Origin of the sequence: Actinospica durhamensis, assembly GCF_018139695.1 — a bacterium.
GTDB classification, from domain to species: domain Bacteria; phylum Actinomycetota; class Actinomycetes; order Streptomycetales; family Catenulisporaceae; genus Actinospica; species Actinospica durhamensis.
On the sequence record NZ_JAGSOG010000440.1, the window covers coordinates 1 to 4195 of the forward strand.

3 protein-coding genes are annotated in these 4195 nt (G+C 71.4%); 1 reads left to right on the forward strand and 2 read right to left on the reverse strand.

What is annotated here, in order from left to right:
* Positions 1 to 188: 188 nt before the first annotated feature.
* Both KDL01_RS39405 and KDL01_RS39410 read right to left on the reverse strand, forming a co-directional pair.
* Entirely contained in the window at positions 189 to 1199 is a 1011-nt protein-coding gene (locus KDL01_RS39405) for a LacI family DNA-binding transcriptional regulator (protein WP_212533834.1), read from the reverse strand.
* Positions 1200 to 1444: 245 nt separating this feature from the next.
* Positions 1445 to 3436 (reverse strand): glycoside hydrolase family 127 protein, encoded by a 1992-nt coding sequence (locus KDL01_RS39410; RefSeq protein WP_212533835.1) that lies wholly within the window; start codon positions 3434 to 3436, stop codon positions 1445 to 1447.
* 380 nt (positions 3437 to 3816) lie between these two features.
* Here KDL01_RS39410 and KDL01_RS39415 point away from each other — a divergent pair.
* Positions 3817 to 4195, forward strand: a 379-nt coding sequence (locus KDL01_RS39415) for a LacI family DNA-binding transcriptional regulator (RefSeq protein ID WP_212533836.1), incomplete at its 3' end; no start/stop codon positions are given.

Sequence of the window (4195 nt, forward strand, 5' to 3'; positions counted from 1 at the left end):
CCCCCCGACGACGACGCATGCGAACACCCCGCCGCGACAGACAACGACAACGCCACCAGACCCACGCCAAAAACCCGACGAACCGAGGATGAGGGCTTCATTGCTCTTCCTTCTGTTGGAAAACGGAATCTATGAACTTCGGTGGTGCGATGGTGCGGTGGTGCGATGGTGCGGTGAGCGCGCCGACGTCAGCGCGCCGGCGCGGCGCCCGCGCTCGCCCGCAGCGAGACGGGCTGGTCGAGCAGGACGTGGCGCGGCGGGGAATCAGGGTTCTCGATCAGTTCGAGCAGCAGGTCCACCGCGAGCAGGCCCATCCGGTGGGCGGGCACGTCGGCGGCGGTGAGCTGCGGGGTGACCGCCTCGGCCCACCGGCTCGCGGCGATCCCGGTGATGGAGAAGTCGCGCGGCACCGAGAGCCCGGCCTTGGCCAGACCCCGGTACAGGCCGCCGAGCGCCGCCTCGTTCACCGTGACGATGGCCGTGGTCCGCGGCTGCTCGGCCAGGATCCGCTCGATCAGCGCCTCGCCGGCGGCCGCGTCGTCGTCGCAGCGGTAGGCCCGGGTGACGACGCCGTGTTCCTGCGCGGCGCACTCGAAGCCGTCAAGGCCGCGGTGGGCCGACTCGTATCCGGCGCGCACCAGCCTTTCGCTGCGGTTGACGAAGGCGATGGTGCGGTGGCCGAGCCCGGCGAGCTGGCGCACGCACGCCGCCGTCAGGGCACTGTGGTCGAGGTCGACCCAGCGGGTGCGCTCCGGGTCGGCGATCCGTCCGATCGTGACGAACGGGAACCCGGCGTCGAGCAGGTAGTCGACGCGCTCGTCGTGCAGGCGGATCTCCATCATGATCACCCCGTCCACCCGGCGCTCCTCGACCAGGCGGGACAGTGCCCTGTCGCCGTCGCCCGAGGCGGAGAGCAGCACGTCGTGCTCGGCGGCGGCCGCTGCCTCGGCGACCGAGCCGATGAACTCCAGCTGCATGTCGGTGTAGTGGCTGCTGGCGGGCGGGAAGACCAGGCCGAGGCTGCGGGTGCGGCCGTTCGCCAGCGCCCGGGCGCTCGCGTTGGGCCGGTATCCGAGTTCGTCGATGACGCTCTGGATCCGCGCCCGCGTGGTGTCGGAGACCGGCCGGTTGCCGCTCAGGGCATACGAGACCGTGCTCCGCGACACCCCGGCGCGCCGGGCCACCTCGGTTATGTTCACGACTGCTCCTGTTCGAACCGGTTCGACTTCATGACTTCGCGTGGACCAGCGGTTTCGCCCGCCGGTCCGATGGTGCTCCCGCCGCGACTCGAACCGGTTCGTCGATGACGCAAACGATTGCGTTCGGCAGGCTAGGACGTCGCGTGCCGCCTGTCAAGGGAAACGCGATCGGGCCCGGCCGCCCGAGAGAAAGGTAGGGAAAAGTGGCGTGGGGGGCGTGCGGCAGCACACACGCCCCACCCGTCCTAGGCCAGCGGAGTCCACACCCGCATCGCGCCGAAATCCCTGTTGGCCCAGGCGAAATAGGGGATGGCGGTGAGCGTCACGTGCGGGTGTGCGGCGACGTCCGAGTGCCGCGTCCCGCTGCCGACCGGGCGATACCCCCACGCCGCCTCGTACGCCCGTAACGGTGCCGCCGACGCCCGCTGCTCCGGCACCGGTTCCCGCGTGACGAAGACCTCTGCGTCGAGCTCGATGCCCGGCACGGCCACGTCCGCGACCTGGATCGGGCCTACGTCCCGCGCCGGGCCGAGGAGCCTCACCTCATCGATCGACGCCTCCTGATCGCGCTGCTCGAGGCAGTAGACCAGCGGGCCGCGTTCGACCGCCGCGCAGCCGCGCACAGCGTCCACCCGGGGATCGGCGGCCGTCAGCTCCGGGCGGATCGGGAGCGTCAGCTCCACGCGTTCCCCGCCGCGCCAGGATCTGCGCACCCGTAGATAGCCTTCCGTCTCGTCGGCAGCCAGCGCGGCGCCGTCGAGCTCCAGGCCGGCGGCTCCGCGGGCCCACGGCGGAATCCGCAGCGAGAGCGTCCACTCCCCCGCGCACTGCGCGGGAACGGAGAGCCTCACCCCGCCGTCGAACGGATAGCCGGTGGAGATGTCCACGCCCGCCGCACCGGCGCGGATCGAGCCGTCGAGGTACTGGTGGATCTGGATGCCGTCCGCGTCGCCGGTGGCCAGGTAGTGCCGCAGGCTCGCCAGGGTCCGCATGACGTTCGGCGGGCAGCAGGCACAGTGGAACCACTCCTGCCGGCCCTCCGGGCCCAGCGTCGAGTGCGGGCGCACCTGCAGCGGATTGACGTAGAAGAAGTGGTCTCCGGCGAGCGAGACCCCGGCGAGGAACCCGTTGTAGAGCACCCGCTCGAACATGTCCGCGTACCGCACGTGCCCGGTGGCCAGGAGCATCCGCCACGCCCACTGCATCAGGGCGATGGCCGCGCACGTCTCGGTGTACGCGAGGTCGGGCGGGAGCTCGAACGCGTCGCCGAAGGCCTCGTCCCGATGTCGCGATCCGGTGCCGCCGGTGATGTAGGTTTTGCCGCGCACCATGTCGTCCCACTGGGATTCGAGTGCTGCCAGCAGTTCCGGCTCGCGCGTCTCGAGGTAGACGTCCGCGACTCCGGCCGCGAGGTAAAGCGCGCGCACCGCGTGCCCGTGCACCGCGTGCGTCTCGCGTACGGGGGTGACGTCCTGGAAGTAGCGCCGCCCGAACGGGTGCTCGCCGAGCAGTCCGCTGCCGCGCAGGTCCACGAAACGCCCGGCCAGGTCCAGGTACTTCCTCGCGCCGGACTCCCGGTAGAGCTCGACCAGCGCCGTCTCGACCTGCGGGTGCCCGCAGTATCCGACCCGCCGGCCGCCCTCGCCGAACTCCTCGACGATCAGGTCGGCGAAGCGGACCGCCACCGTGTACAGGTTCTCGCGCCCGGTCGCCCGCCGATGTGCGACGCCGGCCTGGATGAGATGGCCCGCGCAGTAGAGCTCGTGTCCGGAGTGCAGATCGCCCCAGCGTTCCCCGCCGAGCACGACGTCCACGTAGCTGTCGAGGTATCCGTCGGGCGCCTGGGCCGCGGCGACGAGCTCGATGACCTCGTCGGCCGCCACCGACCAGGCCTTGGCGTCCGCGGGCGACCATCCCCCCGACTCGCCCTGCTGCAGCTGCCAGGAAACGGCTTCGAGCCACTTGAAGACGTCGGTGTCGAGGAACGGCAATGTGCCGCGGTAATCCCCCTGCGCGGTGCCCGCCGCGAGCCGCAGGTTCTCCAGCGTTCCGGTCGCCTCGAGTTGGGCGAGCCCGGCGGCGAGGGAACGCGCGGCGTTCACGGCGGTGCGCTCGAACCAGAACCCGGACGCGAGGCGCGCCGCCAGCGCGGGCAGGGGCCGCAGCGTCCCGGTGCCGGGCGCGAGCGCGACCACGGGCCGGGCGCCGCCCGACGCCGGGGCGGCGCGGCCGACCACGGCCTCCTCTCCTGCCGCCGCCCGCTCCTCGCTGCCCCGGGCAACGGGGAAATCAGCGGGCAACCCCGGGTCAACACGCAGGTCAACACCCGGCGGCGAGCCGTGCCTGTCAGCCATTATGGCCGTCCCTCCAGAAGGTAAACGTTTGCGTCCACGAGAATAGCGCGCCCAAGCCCCGCGCGATACCGGCAGCCGTCCGCGGGCCGATCACCCGCGCTCCCGGCCGTTCCGGCGACACCTCCGGCGGCGGTCGTGGCCACGCCGGGGGCGCAATCGATTGCTCCCGGTGCGGTCCTGGTGCGGTACATTGCCGGGCAAGGAAAAAGGAGGAAAAAATCGTGGACGTTCCGTCCCGGGTCACTCTCACCGAGGTGGCAGCCATGGCCGGGGTCTCGGTGGGCACGGCCTCCAAGGCCCTCAACGACCGCGGCTCGATGCGCGAGGAGACCAGGGCACGGGTACGCCAGGCCGCGGACCGCCTCGGCTTCCAGATCGACGCCGTCGCCCGCAGCCTGCAGACCGGCCGCAGCTACACCGTCGGCATGATCACCACCGACTCCATCGGCCGCTTCTCCATCCCCGTCATGCTCGGAGTCGAAGACACCCTCGGCGCCGGACAGATGTCCGTCCTACTCTGCGACGCCCGCGATGACCGCATCCGCGAGCAGTACTACCTCAAAACCCTCCTCAGCCGCCGCGTCGACGGCATCATCGTCACCGGCCGACGCACCGACCCCCGCCCCCCGCTCACCCAGAAAC